General features: G+C 57.8%; 10 protein-coding genes and 1 tRNA gene. 1 reads left to right on the top strand and 10 read right to left on the bottom strand.

Annotated features, from left to right (window positions below; translation table 11 throughout):
- Positions 1–18: 18 nt before the first annotated feature.
- Positions 19–1,029, bottom strand: coding sequence for a Zn-dependent oxidoreductase (locus tag AC6I8A_RS12955; RefSeq protein ID WP_436332704.1), 1,011 nt, complete (start codon positions 1,027–1,029; stop codon positions 19–21).
- Between the two features lie 277 nt (positions 1,030–1,306).
- Positions 1,307–1,382: transfer RNA gene (locus AC6I8A_RS12950), tRNA-Asn, on the bottom strand.
- Positions 1,383–1,688: 306 nt separating this feature from the next.
- Between AC6I8A_RS12950 and AC6I8A_RS12945 the strand changes: the two genes are divergently transcribed.
- Positions 1,689–2,810: a Gfo/Idh/MocA family protein gene (locus AC6I8A_RS12945; protein WP_497818623.1), complete on the top strand. Its 1,122-nt coding sequence runs from the start codon at positions 1,689–1,691 to the stop codon at positions 2,808–2,810.
- A 40-nt stretch (positions 2,811–2,850) separates the two neighbouring features.
- Here the strand turns inward: AC6I8A_RS12945 and yegS are convergent, their stop codons facing one another.
- The 8 genes from yegS to AC6I8A_RS12905 all read right to left on the bottom strand — a co-directional run bounded on the left by yegS (position 2,851) and on the right by AC6I8A_RS12905 (position 16,492).
- Positions 2,851–3,750, bottom strand: a complete 900-nt coding sequence (gene yegS, locus AC6I8A_RS12940) for a lipid kinase YegS (RefSeq protein WP_265302314.1) — start codon at positions 3,748–3,750, stop codon at positions 2,851–2,853.
- Positions 3,751–3,981: 231 nt separating this feature from the next.
- A complete protein-coding gene (trhP, locus tag AC6I8A_RS12935) occupies positions 3,982–5,349 on the bottom strand; it encodes a prephenate-dependent tRNA uridine(34) hydroxylase TrhP (protein WP_293792999.1) in 1,368 nt (455 codons plus the stop codon).
- Positions 5,350–5,494: 145 nt separating this feature from the next.
- A complete protein-coding gene (gene baeR / locus AC6I8A_RS12930) occupies positions 5,495–6,202 on the bottom strand; it encodes an envelope stress response regulator BaeR (protein ID WP_008104910.1) in 708 nt (235 codons plus the stop codon).
- Between the two features lie 9 nt (positions 6,203–6,211).
- Positions 6,212–7,597 (bottom strand): envelope stress sensor histidine kinase BaeS, encoded by a 1,386-nt coding sequence (gene baeS, locus AC6I8A_RS12925; protein ID WP_256696882.1) that lies wholly within the window; start codon positions 7,595–7,597, stop codon positions 6,212–6,214.
- A complete protein-coding gene (gene mdtD, locus AC6I8A_RS12920) occupies positions 7,594–9,000 on the bottom strand; it encodes a multidrug transporter subunit MdtD (RefSeq protein WP_497818622.1) in 1,407 nt (468 codons plus the stop codon). The genes baeS and mdtD overlap by 4 nt, the downstream gene beginning before the upstream one ends.
- Positions 9,001–9,084: 84 nt before the next feature.
- Positions 9,085–12,153, bottom strand: a complete 3,069-nt coding sequence (mdtC, locus tag AC6I8A_RS12915; RefSeq protein ID WP_293793005.1) for a multidrug efflux RND transporter permease subunit MdtC — start codon at positions 12,151–12,153, stop codon at positions 9,085–9,087.
- Positions 12,150–15,272 carry an MdtB/MuxB family multidrug efflux RND transporter permease subunit gene (locus tag AC6I8A_RS12910; RefSeq protein ID WP_479485961.1) on the bottom strand — a complete coding sequence of 1,041 codons (3,123 nt, stop codon included), beginning with the start codon at positions 15,270–15,272 and terminating at the stop codon, positions 12,150–12,152. The genes mdtC and AC6I8A_RS12910 overlap by 4 nt, the downstream gene beginning before the upstream one ends.
- Positions 15,272–16,492 (bottom strand): MdtA/MuxA family multidrug efflux RND transporter periplasmic adaptor subunit, encoded by a 1,221-nt coding sequence (locus AC6I8A_RS12905; protein WP_497818621.1) that lies wholly within the window; start codon positions 16,490–16,492, stop codon positions 15,272–15,274. The genes AC6I8A_RS12910 and AC6I8A_RS12905 overlap by 1 nt, the downstream gene beginning before the upstream one ends.
- Positions 16,493–16,596 lie beyond the last annotated feature (104 nt).

Below are 16,596 nucleotides of genomic sequence, written 5' to 3'. Positions count from 1 at the left end.
CCTGGTGTGCGGGTTAACTTAACCCATTTGTAGGATCACTTTGCAGCAGGTGCGGGGATCTTTTTCGAACAGCGTCATGGCTTGCTCCACCTCGGCCAGCGAGAAATAGTGCGTCACCAGTTTCTCCGGCTGGATCTGGCCTTGCTCAATCCACTCAATCACCTGCGGGAAGCGATTGCTGTTGAGGCGCGAGGTGAACAGCGACAGCTCTTTACTGGTGAGACTTTGCTGCGTAATGCTGCACGGCTCGCCAGAGAAGCCCAGCAGGCCGATACGCGCTGCAGGTGAGGCGAGGGCAGCGGCTTCGGCCAGAATCGTCGGATGGCAGGCGGCATCAATAATCAGCGTTGGCTGCACGCCTTCCAGCTGCGCGGCTAATGGAATCTCGCTGTTGTTGAACACCTGATCGGCACCGTTTTCCTGCGCCAGCGCCAGACGTTCCGGCAGACGATCAACCACCAAGACCTGTTCAACGCCATACACGCCTTTCAGCACCTGAATGGCGGTGAGGCCCATGGGACCGGCGCCGTAGATCAGCGCCACATCGTTTGGCTGTGGTTTGAGGAAGGCGGTGATATTGGCCGCGATGGTGAAAGGTTCGACCATGCTGGCAAGTTTGTCGGGAATGCTATCCGGCAGGCGAAAGGCGTTTTTAGCCGGTGCGACGGCATATTCGCTAAAGCCGCCGTCGCGGTGCACGCCAATCACCTGCAACGCTTTGCAGACGTTTGGGCGACCAATGGAGCAGGGATAGCAGTGACCGCAGCTGACAACCGGATCGACCGCTACGCGCTCGCCAATGCGGCTGGCGGCAACGTCAGCGCCGACTGCATCGATCAGGCCAAAAAATTCGTGACCAATGACGCGCGGATATTTGGCGAAAGGATTGTGACCGTGCCAGATATGCACATCGGAACCGCAGATGCTGGCAAATTGCACCTTCACGCGTACTTCACCTGCAGCGGGTTGCGGCAGCGGACGCTCTGCCAATACCAGTTCACCCGGTTGCTCAATCACTACACTTTTCATCATCTACTCCAACGGGAATGCAATGATGAAAAAATACGCGCACAAATACTACCATACAAGTCGGCGTTAAAGAGTTGTGAACAGAATCACAGAGCGTATTGTTTCCCTCACCCCAACCCTCTCCCAAAGGAGAGGGAGCCGATCGGCGAGTGCATAAAGGCATGGTGCAGCGGAGTGTTCCCTCTCCCGCTGGGAGAGGGCTAGGGTGAGGGGAAAAACAGCACCCAAATCGCAGACATAAAAAAAGCAGCCTTATAGGCTGCTCTTTTCAAAAATTTGGCTCCTCTGACTGGACTCGAACCAGTGACATACGGATTAACAGTCCGCCGTTCTACCGACTGAACTACAGAGGAATCGTTTGAACGGGGCGCATATTATCGAGCGGACCTCGCCTTGTCAAAACTCTTTTTCACAATTCGTTCTGACTGCTGAATAAAGCGTCAATTGCACGCTATAAGCGAACTCAGAGCAGCAGAATCACGGCTGACAGAATCCATTTTGTGACGATGATCACTAACTCTATGCAAAATTACATTCTGATTTGTCGATTTTGTCAGATACCTCGCATGCATGATCACAGATATTTCATTTCACCGTTGTCGGGGCAAAAAGCGAAACATATATTCCACATCAACGCTTACCCGAATGCAGGATTAGTCATGAACAAAGTCAGAATCGGTATGATTGGCAGTGGTTACATCGGTCGTTGTCACGCGATTGCCTACGCTCAGGCCCCCACGGTTTTTGCCCTGAAAGGCGAGATCGTGCGTGAGATGCTGGCGGAGGTAAATCCAGAGCTGGCGGCGAAACAGGCGGCAACCTTTGGCTTTGCACGTTCTACTGGCGACTGGCGTGAGCTGGTACGCGATCCAAACATCGATGTGGTTGATATCTGTGCGCCAAACTTCCTGCACAAAGAGATGGCGCTGGAAGCGATTCGTAACGGCAAGCACGTTTACTCCGAGAAACCGTTATCGCTGTCAGTGGCCGATGCGGAAGAGATGGTGCAAGCGGCGCAGCAGGCGGGCGTGAAAACGCTGGTCGGTTTCAACTACATGAAAAACCCGACCAGCCAGCTGGCACGCGAGATTATCGCTCGCGGTGAAATCGGCGACGTGGTGCATTTCTACGGCACGCACAACGAAGATTATCTGGCACGCCCAGAAACCCCACTCGACTGGCACTGCCAGAAAGCGCTGGCGGGATTAGGCGCGTTAGGCGACCTCGCTGCACATATTGTGAATATGGCGCACTATCTGGTCGGTGATATTGAAGAAGTCAGCGGCGATATGATGACGGTGATTAAAGAGCGTCCGGACCCGAAGGACAAGTCGCGCCTGCTGCCGGTGGAAAATGAAGATCAGGCCAGTGCCTTGCTGCGCTTTAAAAACGGGGCGCACGGCGTGTTTGAAACCTCGCGTATCGCCTGCGGCAGCAAAATGGGTCTGACTTATGTGGTCACCGGCACCAAAGGCACGCTGCGTTATACCCAGGAACGTATGGCCGAGCTGGAGCTGTACATCCACGATGAACCGGCAGGACGTCAGGGTTTCAAAACCATTTTGACCGGTCCGGCACATCCGGATTACGCCAATTTCTGCGTCTCTGCCGGACACGGCATCGGTTTTAACGATCAGAAAACCGTCGAGATCCGCGATTTGATCAATGGCATTGCCGCTGGCGATCGCATGTGGCCAGATTTCGCCGAAGGATTGCAGGTGCAGAAGGTGCTGGAAGCGGTAGCGGTTTCCGCGTTGGAACGCCGCTGGATGAAAGTCTAAATCAGCGACTGGGTCGCCATGATTGGCGACCCGCGAAAAATCACGCTAATAATGGGCACTGCGGCGGCAAGCGGCAGCTCAGTGCGCCCGCCATCACTTCAATCTCAAACTCACTTCCCGTCAGCGGTTCACCATCCAGATTAAACGTCATCTCATGCGGTGAGCGGATGGTGAGTGACTGCAACTGCGCGGTGACGATATTCGGATTTTCATCGTCACGCGTCAGGGAATGCAGCAACGTGGGCAGCAGCTCTTGCGCGGTGACGATGCTGAGGTTGAGCTGTCCATCATTGATCAGCGCATCCGGGCAGAGCTTTTGTCCGCCACCGGCCTGACGTCCATTGCCAATGCCAATCACCAGCGCATCGCCTTGCCAGTTAAAGCCAGGGCCGCTGATTTCACAGCTGTCAGGCTTCAGCGCATCGACACGCATCAACCCATGAATAAAGTACGACACGCCACCCAGCGCCGATTTCAGCTTTTCAGGCGTTTCGGTGGTGATGCGGGTGCCAAATCCGCCGGTCGCCATATTGATAAAGTAGCGATCGCCATTCACGCGCGCCAAATCGATCGCCGTGGCTTTTCCCACCAGCGCTAAGCGTAAAGCCGGTTCCATGCCTTCGGGAATACCGACGCTGGTGGCGAAATCATTGGCGGTGCCGAGCGGTAAAATGCCCAGCGCTGGACGTTGTTGCTCTGGCAATCTCGCTAACGCGGTCGCGATTTCATTGATGGTGCCATCGCCGCCTCCCGCCACCACGGTTTCTGCCTGCAAAGCGACCGCTTCTTGTACATAACGATCGCCATCACCCTTTTCCCAGGTGACGCGCACCGCCAGATTAAAGCCTTCATCACGCAGCGTATTCACCGCAGCGCGCAAATCTTCATTACCTGCGCCTTTCCCATTGAGGATCAGCAGCGTCAGCGGTTTGTTTTGCATTATCAGTTCCTTGATGCGAGAGACAGAGCACTGGTTATAGCATAGCTGGGGAGAGAACTTTATCGGCGGGAGACGAAAAAAAGAAAACCCGCACGGGGGAGCCGGGCGGGTGAATGAGGTGGTTCCTGGTACTACCTGCTTTTATTCTTACTCGTTAGCAGCAGGCGGGATTCTAAAGCGAGGCGAAGAGGTGGTCTGTGATCCTAATCTAACTTCGCCGAAATCTTTTCATTACGTGCGATTTTTCCCGTGTGGATCGTAGGTGCTGTTGCCATCGGTGAAGTTACGTAGCAGCAGGGCAAAGGCGAGGTTGACCGATTCCGGTACCGGGATCCACACGCGATGCCCATCGCCTGGCGCCACGTCTACCGCCGATCCTTTATCGTTCTGCATGGTTTCGAGCGTGCAATTGAGGTTGCCTTCAGGCGTCATGATCTCGACAGCATCCCCGAGCATAAACTTGTTCTTCACCGCAATCTGCGCCCAGTCGCCGCGACGTTCGCCGGTGAATTCACCGACAAACTGCTGGCGCTCGGAGATGGAGAAACCTTGCTCGTAGTTCTGATAGCTATCATGGGTATGACGACGCAGGAAACCTTCGGTGTAACCGCGATGCGCCAGGCCTTCCAGCGTCTCCAGCAGTGCCGGGTCGAACGGTTTGCCGGCTGCGGCATCGTCAATGGCGCGACGATAAACCTGCGCGGTGCGCGCGCAGTAGTAGAAGGATTTGGTGCGACCTTCAATTTTCAGCGAATGCACGCCCATTTGGCTCAGACGTTCAACGTGCGCCACCGCGCGCAGATCTTTTGAGTTCATGATGTAGGTGCCGTGTTCGTCCTCAAAGGCACTCATCACGTCACCCGGTTTCATCTTCTCTTCCAGCAGGAACACGCGGTCAGTGGTCGCACCAACGCCGAGCGTAGGTTCTTGCACCTTAACCGGCTCATGGAAACCGACAATATTGCCAACCTCGTCCTGCTTGCCTTCTTCCACTTTATATTCCCAGCGGCAGGCGTTGGTGCAGGTCCCTTGATTAGGATCGCGTTTGTTAAGATAGCCGGAGAGCAGGCAGCGGCCGGAATAGGCCATGCACAGCGCGCCGTGCACGAAGATTTCAATCTCCATTTCCGGTACCTGCTGGCGGATTTCGGCGATCTCATCCAGCGACAGCTCACGCGACAGAATCACGCGCGTCAGCCCCATTTGCTGCCAGAATTTCACCGTCGCCCAGTTAACCGCGTTGGCCTGCACCGACAGGTGAATTGGCATCTGCGGGAAGGCTTCACGCACCAGCATAATCAAGCCGGGATCGGACATGATCAGCGCGTCCGGCTGCATCGCCACCACCGGCGTCAAATCGCGGATAAAGGTTTTCAGTTTGGCGTTGTGCGGGGCGATGTTGACCACCACGTAGAATTTCTTACCCAGTTCATGGGCTTCATTGATGCCCTTGGCCAGAATTTCGTGGGTGAATTCGTTATTGCGTACGCGCAGGCTGTAGCGCGGTTGGCCGGCATAGACGGCGTCAGCGCCGTAGGCAAAGGCATAGCGCATATTCTTCAGCGATCCCGCTGGAGAAAGCAGTTCAGGTTTTAACATGGATTTTCTCACTGATGTCAGGTCAGCATGCCATCGCGGATGGCAGGTGCAGCGGCCGCATTATACGGCCCTGCAAAAGGTGGGGAATTGTAGGCAGGCCCGCACCCGATGTAAATTGACCTTGATCAACGTAAGCCGCTGCAGGTTACAGCAAGCGGCAGACGTCCGCTTCCCAGCGATAGCCCATGCCGTATACGGCTCGGATAAACGGCTGTTCCGCATCGAGGCTTTCCAGCTTGCGGCGCAGGTTTTTGATGTGGCTGTCGATGGTGCGATCGGTGACCACGCGGTAATCGTCGTAGAGATGATTGAGCAACTGCTCGCGCGAGAACACTTTTCCCGGCTCCAGCGCCAGCGTTTTCAGCAGACGAAACTCCGCAGGCGTCAGCTCCAGCTGCTGTTCACGCCAGCTGGCCTGAAAGCGGCTCTCATCAATATGCAGATGCGATTCCTGCTGCGCTTCTTCCGGTGAACGTTTGACGCGGCGCAAAATGGTTTTGACGCGCGCCACCACTTCACGCGGGCTGAACGGCTTGCAGATATAGTCATCGGCACCGATTTCCAGCCCCAGCAGGCGATCAATCTCTTCGGTACGCGCGGTCACCATGATGATCGGCAACTCGGAGAAGCGGCGAATTTCGCGGCACAGCGTTAAGCCATCGCGGCCGGGCAGCATCAAATCCAGCAGCATCAGATCCGGCGGTGTTTGCTGTACGTAGCTCAACACCTCGTTACCGTCGGCAATGTGGTGCGTGCGATAGTTGGATGCCTGCAGATAATCAATCATCAGCTGCGCCAGTTTGGGTTCATCTTCTACAACAAGGATCAGAGGATCGCTATTTTCCGGGCTCATATGGGACGTCTAGTGAGGAACATACGGCAAGTTTAGCGTGATTTGCAGTCCACCTAAATCAGAGTGATCCGCACTGATGCTGCCGTCATGCGCTTCCACGATGTTTTTACAGATCGCCAGGCCAAGCCCCGAGCCGCCGCTGGCGCGATTACGCGAACTTTCCGCGCGGAAAAATCGTTCAAATAATTGTGCCTGATGGGCCGGATCGACGCCCGGCGCGCTATCCGCAAACTTCAGCTGCCAGTTTTCACCCGCCAGCGCCATCGAGAGCTGCACCGCGCCGCCGCTGTCGGTATAACGCAGGCTGTTTTCCAGCAAATTGGTGAACAGCTGCATCAGACGATCGGGATCGCCAAAGCTCTCGGCCTGCGCGGGCAATGCCAGATTCAGCGATAAGCCGCGGCTGCGATAACGTTCGCCGAAGCTGCCAGCCACCACTTCCAGCAGATTAACCAAATCAACCGGCTGTTTGCGATAGGCGAGGGCGCCCGCATCGGACAGCGACAGCTGATGCAAGTCGTCGACCAGTTTGGTCAGCACCACCACTTCGCTTTGTAGCGAGCTGATGGCTTCCGGCGTCAGCTTGCGTACGCCATCCTGCATCGCTTCCAGCTCACCGCGCAGAATCGCCAGCGGCGTGCGCAGTTCATGGGAGATGTCGGCCATAAAGGCGCGGCGGTTGCTTTCATTCTTTTCCAGCGAGCTGGCAAGCAGGTTGAAGTCGCGGCCCAGTTGACCGAGTTCATCGCTGCTGCCGACTTCCACGCGAGTTGCGAAATTGCCCGCCGCCAGATGGTGCGTACCATCTACCAGTCGTTTCACCGGTGCCAGTAAACCGCGCGCCAACAGCCAGGTGACCAACGCAGCGAGTAAACCGGTTAACGCCACGATCATCCAGCTGGTGCGTCGCTGCTGCTGATCAAAGTTGATGTCGGTGCTGCGCGTCAGACGTTCGGCCGGTGAGGCAATCACCCAGCCAACAATCTTGCCGTTGCTGGTGGTGATATTGCGTCGGGTGCCTTCCGGCGGCACTGGCTGACGCGGCCCTGACAGCACTTTGTACTGCTGATCGATAATCCAGAACTGCGTGCGCCAGCCGTGCGGCGGTAGCTGGTTAACGCTGCCAGGATTCTGCTCCAGCGAGCGCAAGATAGAAAAAATCAGCTTGTCATTGGTACGCAGAAAATCCCAGCTACCGTGCTGCTCATACTGATCGGCCAGCGCATCGCTCAGCAGGGTTAAGCGCTGTTCGTTGCCTTTTTTGATGTAGTCCACAAAGCCGTGCTCAAAGCTGAGCCGCACGCCCCAATGCATGGTGATGATCACCAGCATGCAGGTGGAAAAAATCGCCGCAAACAGTTTGGCGCCAATGCCCCATTTTACCGGTCGTTTCATCCTTTGCTCCTGCCTCTAAGGTCAACGTTTTTACTGACATCCTTCGGTACGCGCCAAAATACAAACGCCGGCAGCGCTATCGCCAGCGCCATGCACAGATAGGTGTAAATAAAGGTTTGATGGGCCGCCGCGCTGTCGGTCACCACGCCGTGACCGAATGCGCCCAGCAGCAAACCGGCCACGGTGACGCCAATACTCATCGACAGCTGCATGATCATCGATAACAACGAGTTGCCGCTCGAAGCCAGATCGTCCGGCAGTTCCTTTAGCGTCAAGGTGTTCATCGAGGAGAAGCGGATGGCATTCACCATGCCTTGCAGCAACAGCACCACCGGCAGCAGCCAGATCCAGCCGAGCAGCGCCACCAGCGGGAACAGCAGCACCACCAGCGCCAGCGCGATCGTCGCGCCGACTAACGCATGGCGATAACCAAACAGGTTGACGATGCGCACCACCACGCGTTTGGTGCCCATGTTGCCGAGCACCATTGGAATCATCATCAATCCGGCGTGAAACGGGCTGTAGCCGAGGCCGACCTGCAGGAAAATTGGCGTCATAAACGGCAGCATGCCGCTACCGATGCGGCCGGTAAAACTGCCGATCAGGCCAATCGAATAGATGCGGTTATCAAATAATTTCAGACTGAACAGCGCGTTATCGTTGTTGCGGCCGTGCATCAGGTAGAACAGCAGCGAAAACACGCCTACCAGAATCAGTAAGCCGAGCAACAGCGGCGATCCGCCGGAGCTGCGCTGGCCATCCAGCGCCAGCGTTAAAGTCGCCATGCCAACAGCCAGCAGCACAAAGCCGAGAAAATCGAAGCGTCGCGTCTGCATGGTGTAATTGGGCATCAGCGTTAGCGTGGCAATCGCGCCAATAATGCCAACCGGAATGTTGATCAGGAAGATCCAGTGCCAACTGGCGTACTGTACCAGAATCCCGCCGAGCGCCGGGCCGAGCAGCGGACCAATTTGTCCCGGCGTGGTGACGAAAGTCATCGCCGACATATATTGCTCGCGCGGCACGATTTTCATCACCGTTAAACGGCCAACCGGCACCATCATCGCACCGCCAATGCCTTGCACCACGCGCGCCATAATCAGCTCATCCAGCGTGGTGGAGAAGGCGCACAGCAGCGAGCCGATGCTGAACAGCACAATGGCGCAGAAGAAGATATTGCGCACGCCAAATCGGTCCGCCAGCCAGCCGCTGATTGGCAGCGTAATCGCCACGGTCAGCACATAGGAAACGATCACCGAGTGCATATTCAGCGGACTGACGTTGAGATCGCGCGCCATCGAGGGGATCGCAGTGTTAACGATGGTGGTATCCAGCGCCTGCATAAAGAAGCCAAACGCGACGATCCACAGCTGCCAGCGCACGGTGGCGTTTTGCGTGTTCACTGAATCTCCTCTGCTATACGGTCACCCTAAATGGTGACCCTACGAATGCTGGGTGGGTAGGGGCGCCATTCATGGCGACCTCCCTTAACCCGCCACCAACACTTTTTTCTTACGCCGCCGCAGCTTATCCATCATCAAATAGACCACCGGCGTGGTGTAAAGCGTCAGCAGCTGGCTCATCACCAAACCCCCGGCGATGGTGATGCCGAGTGGCTGACGCAGTTCTGCGCCGTCACCGCTGGTCAATACCAACGGCAGCGCGCCAAACAGCGCGGCGAGCGTGGTCATCAGAATCGGGCGGAAGCGCAGTTGGCACGCCTGGAAGATCGCGTCGCGCGGCGACAGATTGCCGTTGCGCTCGGCATCCAGCGCAAAGTCGACCATCATGATGGCGTTTTTCTTCACGATACCGATCAGCAGCAGAATGCCGATCAGCGCAATCAGGCTGAACGGCGTGTTGAACAGCTCCAGCGCCAGCAGCGCGCCGACGCCCGCCGACGGCAGCGTGGAGAGAATGGTCAGCGGATGCACGTAGCTCTCATACAGAATGCCGAGCACGATATACACCGCCGCAATCGCTGCCAGCATCAGGTAGAGCTGGTTGGATTGCGACTGCTGGAACACCTGCGCGGTGCCGGCAAAACTGCCGCGCACGCTGGAGGGCACGCCAAGCGCGGTGATGGTGCGATCGATGGCTTCAGACGCCTGCGACAGCGACACGCCTTCCGGCAGGTTGAACGAAATGGTGGACGCCGCCGACAAGCCTTCATGGTTCACCGACAGCGGCGCGTTGGCCGGTTGCCACTTGGCAAACCAGCTCAGCGGAATCGCTTTGCCGTCGCTGTTAATCACAAACATCTGATCGAGTGAACTGATGTCCTGGGTGTAACGCGGATCGACTTCCATCACCACTTTGTACTGATTGAGCGGCTGATAAATGGTGGAGATCTGGCGCTGACCAAAGGCGTTATTCAGCAGCGCGTTAGCGGCAGACACATCGATGCCGAGCCGCGCCATGCTTTCACGATCGTAGGTCAGATTCATTTCGCTGCCGTTGTCCTGCTGATCCGAGTTGACGTCCGCCAGCTCGGGCAGGGCGGCAAACGCCTGACGGATTTTCGGCTCCCATTCGCGCAAATCATTCAGGTTGTCCGACAGCAAACTGTATTGATAGCTGGCGTTGGATTCACGTCCGCCAATGCGAATGTCCTGTACCGCGTTGAGATAGAGATTGGCGCCCGGCTCTTTTGCCAGCTTGATACGCAGCCGGGCGATCACTTGCTGCGCGCTTTCGCTGCGCTCGGAGAGCGGTTTGAGCGAGACGAACATCGAGCCGCTATTGGTGCGCGAACCGCCGGTAAAGCCGGTGACGTTATCCACCGCCGGATCGGCTTTGATGATGTTCATGAAATCCTGCAGCTTGCCGCGCATCGCCTGGAACGAAATGCTCTGGTCCGCCGAGATAAACCCTTGTAAGCGGCCGGTATCCTGCTCCGGCATAAAGGTTTTCGGTATCGAGATGAACAGCCAAACCGTAAGAGCCACGGTGCCGAGCAGCAGCATCAGCACCCAAATAGCGTGGTTCAGCACCCAACCTAGTGAGCGCGCGTAGCCGTTTTGCACCTTCATCAGCAGCTTGCCGAAACCGCGCGTGCGTGGCTGGCTACGCTTGACCTGCGGCTTGAGCAGATAAGCGCACATCATCGGCGTCAGCGTGACCGAGATAAACAGCGAGATCAGAATCGCCACCGACAACGTGATGGCAAACTCTGAGAAGAAGCGGCCAATGATGCCGCCAATCATCAGCAGCGGCAGGAACACGGCAATCAGCGACAGGCTCATCGACAGCACGGTAAAACCGACTTCGCGCACGCCGGTCAGCGCCGCCTGCAGCGGCTTCATGCCCGCTTCGACGTGGCGCGCAATGTTCTCCAGCACCACAATCGCGTCATCGACAACAAAACCGGTGGCGATGGTTAACGCCATCAGCGACAGGTTATTCAGACTGAAACCGCACAGATACATGGCGGCAAAGGTGCCAATCAGCGAAACCGGCACCGCAGCGGCGGGGATCAGCGTCGCGCGCCAGTCGCGCAGGAAGGCAAACACCACCAGAATCACCAGCGCGACGGCGATGATCAGCGATTGTTCCACTTCATGCAGCGAGGCGCGAATGGTGGGCGAGCGATCCTGTGCAATTTGCAGATCGATGGCGGCGGGGATCACGTCATGCAGTTCCGGCAATTCGCCACGAATGCGATCAACGGTATCGATGATGTTGGCTTCCGGCGATTTGCGCACCACCAGCAGCACCGCCGCTTTGCCGTTGGTCATCCCGGCGTTGCGTACGTCCTGCACCGAATCCTGCACGTTAGCGACATCGCTGAGGCGCACCGCCGCACCGTTGTTGTAATGCACCACCAGCGGCTGATATTCGCTGGCGGTTTGCAATTCTCCGTTGGTGCGTAACTGCCAGCGCTGCTGCACATCATCAATCGCGCCCTGCGGACGGCGTTGGTTGGCGTTGCTGATGGCGGTGCGCACCGCATCCAGCGACACGCCTTGATTGAACAGCGCCTGCGGGTTGAGTTCGACGCGCACCGCAGGCAACGAGCTGCCGCCGACCGTCACATCGCCTACGCCTTCAATTTGTGACAGCTTCTGCGCCAGCTGCGTTGAGGCGTAATCATACAGCTGACCGGGATTATAAATGTCCGAGGTCAGCGTCAAAATCATGATCGGCGCATCGGAAGGATTGGCTTTGCGGTAGCTGGGACGGCTTGGCATACCGGTTGGCAGCAGGCTTTGTGCCGCGTTGATTGCCGCCTGGACATCGCGCGCCGCACCGTTGATGTCGCGATCAAAATCGAACACCAGAATGATGCGCGTGCTGCCCAGTGAGCTGGTGGAGGTCATTTCACTGACGCCGGCGATGCGCCCCAGCGAGCGCTCGAGCGGCGTTGCCACCGAGGCCGCCATGGTTTCCGGCGATGCGCCGGGCAGCGAAGCCGAGACCAAAATCACCGGGAAATCGAGCTGCGGCAGCGGCGCCACCGGCAGCAGACGGAAGCCGAGAATGCCGGCCAGCGCAATCGCCAGCGTCAGCAACGTGGTGGCGACCGGGCGATGGATAAACAGCGCGAAGAACTTCACGACTGCGCCTCCGAGCGTTTAAAGCGACGGCGCGTAGCGTGCGACAGACGATCAAACAGCAGATAGATCACCGGCGTAGTGAACAGCGTCAGCACCTGACTTACCACTAAGCCGCCGACCATGGCGATCCCCAGCGGATGGCGCAGCTCTGCGCCGACGCCGGTGCTCAGCATCAGCGGCAGCGCACCGAGCAGCGCCGCCAATGTCGTCATCAGAATCGGACGGAAACGCAGCAAGCATGCCTGATAAATCGCCTCGCGCGGCGGCATGCCTTGTTCACGCTCCGCGGCCAGCGCGAAGTCGATCATCATGATGGCGTTTTTCTTCACGATACCGATCAGCAAGATAATGCCGATGATGCCGATGATATCCAGCTCGTTGCCGCTCAGCATCAGCGCCAGCAGCGCACCCACACCAGCGGTGGGCAGCGTCGAGAGAATGGTGATCGGGTGGATAAAGCTCTCATACAGCACGCCGAGCACGATATACATCGCCACCACCGCCGCCACGATCAGCCACACGGTACTGGACAACGCGGCTTCGAAGGCCAGCGTGCTGCCCTGGAACTGCGTCATCATCTCGGCGGGCATGCCCACCTGATCTTCCGCCGCGCTCACCGCTTTCACCGCATCGCCCAGCGAATAGCCGTCAGCGACATCGAACGAGAAGGTTGCCGACGGGAACTGATCGAGATGGTTGATGCTGAGCGCGGCGTGGCGCTCCTCAATTTGTGCGATGGCGCTAAGCGGCACGCTGCCGCCGTCACTGCTGGTCAGACGAATGCCGTCGAGGCTCGCCAGCCCCGGCGTGGCATCGCTGTTCTGTTCCAGCACCACGCGATATTGGTTGGCCTGGGTGTAAATGGTGGAGATCAGCCGCTGACCAAAGGCGTTATACAGCGCGTTATCCACATCGGCCATGCTGATGCCCAGCCGGCTGGCGCTGTCACGATCGACGCGCACAAAGGCTTCCAGTCCTTGATCCTGCCAGTCGCTGCTGACGTCACGCAGCTGTGGCAGCGTATTCAGCTGCTCCAGCAGTTTCGGCACCCACAAACTCAGCGACTCGAGCGAGCCGGATTGCAGCGTGAACTGGTACGGCGTGCGGCTGGCTTGGGTATCAATGGTCAAATCCTGCACCGGTTGTAGCCACAGTGAAATGCCTGGCACTTTGGCTAGCGCCTGTTGCAGGCGCTGCTGCACCGCCGGAATGCGATCGTCACGTTCATTCAGCGGCTTGAGGTTGATTTGCAGGCGAGCGCTGTTGAGCGCGGCGTTGGTGCCATCGACGCCGACAAACGAGGTCATGCTCTGCACCGCCGGATCTTTCATGATGATCGACGCGACATCGCGCGTGCGCTCCGCCATGTTGGCGTAGGAAACCGACTGCGGTGCCTGCAAGGTACCCTGAATAATGCTGTTATCCTGCTGCGGGAAGAAGCCTTTGGGGATGACGATCCACAGCAACACGGTGATCAGCAAGGTGCTGAGCGCCACCGACAAGGTGATCCACGGATGCAGCAGCACGCGCGTTAAGCCGCGTCCGTAGCTGGCAATAACGCGGTCAAACATCGCTTCGCTGGCGCGCGAGAAGCGGTTCTGCTTGCGCAGCGATTCGGCGCTTAACATGCGCGCGCACATCATCGGCGTCAGCGTCAGCGACACCACGGCGGAAATCAAAATCGCCACCGCCAGCGTCACGGCGAATTCGCGAAACAGGCGGCCAATCACATCGCCCATAAACAGCAGCGGGATTAGCACAGCAATCAGCGAGAAGGTGAGGGAGATAATGGTGAAGCCAATCTCGCCCGCGCCTTTCAGCGCCGCCGTCAGCGGCTTTTCGCCTTTTTCGATATAGCGCGAGATGTTCTCGATCACCACGATGGCATCATCAACCACAAAGCCGGTGGCGATGGTCAGCGCCATCAGCGTCAGATTGTTGACCGAGAAGCCAAGGAAATACATCGCGGCAAAGGTGCCGATCAGCGACAGCGGTACGGCGACGGCAGGAATGATGGTTGCCGGGACGTTACGCAGGAACAGGTAGATGATCATCACCACCAAAGCCATCGCCAGCATCAGTTCGTGCTGGGTATCACTGACTGAAGCGCGGATGTTGGTGGTGCGGTCGGTAAGCAGTTTCACATCCACCGATTTCGGCAGCGTGGCGGTTAATCCAGGCAACATGGCGCGAATATTATCGGCGGTGGCGATGATGTTGGCGCCGGGCTGGCGCTGCACGTTGAGCACAATCGCCTGCTGACGGTTTGCCCAGGCGCCGAGCCAGCTGTTCTCGGCACCTTGTTCAATGGTGGCGACATCGCCCAGTCGCACCGGCGCGCCGTTGTTATAGCTGATGATCAGCTTGCGATAATCTTCCGCCGAGGTCATCTGGTCGTTGGCCGACAGCGTAATCGAGCGCGTTGGGCCGTCGAGGCTGCCTTTCGCCGAGTTGACGTTAGCGTTGGTAATGGCGGTACGCACCGATTCGCTGGTCAGGCCGAGCGCGGCCAGCGCCTGGGTGTTCATCTTCACGCGCACCGCAGGGCGTTGCCCGCCTGACAGCGTCACCAAACCCACGCCCGAAACCTGGGAAATCTTCTGCGCCACGCGCGTTTCCACCATGTCCTGCACCTGCGTGAGCGGCATGCTGGTGGTGGTAACGGCGAGCGTCATGATTGGCGGATCGGCCGGATTCACTTTGCTGTACACCGGCGGATTCGGCAGATCGTTAGGCAGCAGGTTGGTGGCGGAGTTGATCGCCGCCTGCACTTCCTGCTCGGCAACATCCAGTGACAGCGTCAGCTGAAACTGCAATGTCACCACGGAAGCGCCGCCCGAACTCTGCGACGACATCTGCTTCAGGCCGGACATCTGGCCGAACTGGCGTTCCAGCGGCGCGGTAATGGATGAAGTCACCACATCAGGACTGGCGCCGGGATAGAGCGTAACTACCTGAATGGTTGGATAATCGACTTCAGGCAGAGCGGAAACCGGCAGAAAACGGTAGCCGAGCACGCCAGCTAACAGAATGGCGATCATCAGCAGCGTGGTGGCGACCGGGCGCAGAATAAACAGGCGCGAAGGTCCACCGCTGCTGTCAGGAGGCATCACCTGCATTATTGACGCTCTCCGCGTGCGGGCTGCGCAGCGCGCGTGCTGTGTGTCGCGGCACTTTGCGGTGCCACCACTTCAACGGTGGCGCCTTCCGTCAGACGATCCAGCCCGTCGGTCACCACGCGATCGCCTGCTTCAAGGCCCGCGCTGATCACCACTTTCTGGCTGTCCTGCAACCCAGCGGTAACGCGTTTCTTGCTCACTTTGTTGTCGCTGTTAACCACCCAGACAAAGTGGCCGTCGTTGCTCATCTGCAGCGCGGCGGTCGGGATCACCACCGCATCCTGCAAGGTATCGACTTTCAGACGCGCGTTGACAAACTGATTCGGGAACAGCGTGTCATCTTCGTTACTGAAGCGCGCTTTGAGCTTGATGGTGCCAGTGGTGGCATCAATCTGGTTGTCGAGACTCAACAGCGTGCCGCTGGTTAGCAGCGTTTTATTGCTGCGATCCCAGGCTTCGACGATCAGCGGCTGTCCGCTTTTCTGCGCCTTGAGGATTTGGCTGATGTTGTTCTCGGCGACGCTGAACACCACGTCAATTGGATGCGTTTCGGTGATCACCACTAAACCGGTGGTGTCGCCGGACGTGATGTAATTGCCGACATCAACCTGCTTCAAGCCGACGCGTCCACCAATTGGCGCGGTAATGCGGCTGTAAGTCAGATTTAGCTGGGCGCTGGCGACGTTACCTTCATCGGCTTTGATGGTGCCAAGCGTTTCGCTCACCAGCGAACGTTGTGTATCGAGTTCCTGCTGCGATACCAGCGAGGTTTTTGCCAGTTTCTCATAGCGGCTGAGATCGCGGCGCGCATTGGCGAGTGTGGCCTGGTCTTTTGCCAATTGGCCCTGCGCCTGGGTTAACGCCACCTGATAAGGACGCGGATCGATTTCCGCCAGCAAAGCGCCAGCGGCCACTTGTTGTCCTTCCTGGAAGTGCAGCGCCATCAATTGCCCATCAACGCGACTGCGCACGGTGACGGTGTTGGCGGCGGTGACGGTGCCGAGGCCGCTAAGGAAATACGGCACGCTACTGGTTGTGGCAGCGGCGGCTTGCACTGGCGCTAAGGGGCGTTTGCCGCTTGCGCCGCGTCCACGCTGCTGCTGACCTTCAGCCTGCGTCTGTTTATTCGGTTCCGCTGGATGTTGCCACCAGTAATATCCGCCAACCAATACGGCAATCACGGCTACGGCCAGCAAGCTTGTTTTGAGTCGACGGTTCATCAAGGTGTGTGCTCTCCAGCGGTTTCGTATTCCCAAGGTGCGTAATAAAAATGCCACTACGCAAACGAATGATTGTAGTCGCCCGGATCGGGCAAAAATTGAAG

The sequence above is a fragment of the Pantoea sp. X-Soil-ISGK-275 genome (genome assembly GCF_059730795.1).
Note: the sequence above shows the minus strand (reverse complement) of the source record. Positions and strands in the feature narration are given on the sequence as shown.